The sequence below is a fragment of the Thermoflexus sp. genome, from assembly GCF_025055495.1.
Classification (GTDB): Bacteria; Chloroflexota; Anaerolineae; order Thermoflexales; family Thermoflexaceae; genus Thermoflexus.
Genome location: NZ_JANWXB010000149.1, coordinates 1 through 1289, shown reverse-complemented (window position 1 = coordinate 1289; position 1289 = coordinate 1). Strand labels below are relative to the sequence as shown.

Here is a 1289-nt window from a genome sequence, read left to right as displayed (position 1 = left end):
CAGGAAGGGCGTTTTCTGGCCTTATGGCTTCATCGGTTAGCTGAAGATAGCGCGATCCGGCTACAAAGCCTGCGGCTGGGTCTTCTCTTTCTGGACCTCGTGGTGGCCGGTGGGGGAACCGTCTGGCTTTTCCAGCGTTGGGGGCTGTCCCTGTGGATGTTCTTTTTCTGGCTGATCCTGGCCTGGCTGCTGAATGGCCCATGGGAATCCTGGCCGCGGGCGTTCGGTCAGCGCTATGCGGAGGCTCTGGCCCTCCCCGGCGCTCTGACTCTGATGCCGTTGCGCTGGCTGACATGGCCGATGCGTTTCCTGGCCGTGCGGCTGGGACCGCGGGTGGAGGGTCGAGCCGTTCCAGTGATCGATGAGGCGGAGCTTCGCACTCTAGTGGATGCGGGGGAAGAGGGCGGGGCCATTGAGGCCACCGAAAAAGAGATGATCGTCTCGATTTTCGAGCTCCACGATACAGTTGTGGGGGAGATTATGGTCCCCCGGCCAGACATGGTCGCGATCCCGGTAACGGCTTCCCTTCCTGAAGCCCTCAATGTGATCCTCCAGGCTGGCTACTCCCGCATCCCGGTTTATGAGGGCACCATCGACCATATTGTCGGTGTGCTGTATGCGAAAGATCTCCTCCGTCTGTTGCGAGATGGGATCCGGGAGGCTTCTCTCAAAGAGTTGCTGCGCCCACCCTACTTTGTTCCTGAGGGCAAGCGGATTGTGGATCTCCTTCGGGAGATGCAACAGCGAAAGGTCCACATGGCGATCGTAGTGGATGAATATGGAGGAGTGGCTGGCCTGGTGACGATTGAGGACATCCTGGAGGAGATTGTGGGCGAGATCCAGGATGAATTCGATCGCTCAGAGGAGCCTCTGGTATTGCCCGTGGATGAACACACTTATCTTTTCGATGGACGGGTGGATCTGGATGAGGTCCAGGAGCTGCTGGGGGTGTCATTATCGGTGGAAGGGGCGGATACCCTGGCCGGTTACGTCTATGAACGTCTAGGACGTATTCCCATCGCGGGGGAAACCTTCACAGAGGAGGGACTGGAATTCCGGGTGGAAGAGGTCCTTGGCCGCCGCATCCGCAAGATCCGGATTCGCCGGTTAGAGCCCCAGATCAATGGATGAATCGAGCTCGCCGATTGGGGTGGGAATGGATGTGGGCTGCTAAAGACGGCCCGCTTTTCATTTGGGGGAGGGGCTGTGGCCTTCCGGACCGGCTTCGGTTCATCAAATCACCATCTGATATCTGGACAAAGCACGAGCAAACAGAATCAGGCGAATTT

Annotated in this window: 1 protein-coding gene; it reads left to right on the top strand. The window is 58.3% G+C overall.

All coding sequences use genetic code 11. The features are described from left to right. A partial coding sequence (locus tag NZM16_RS05190; RefSeq protein WP_295479111.1) for a hemolysin family protein occupies positions 1–1131 on the top strand: 1131 nt, incomplete at its 5' end. Between the last annotated feature and the right edge of the window lie 158 nt (positions 1132–1289).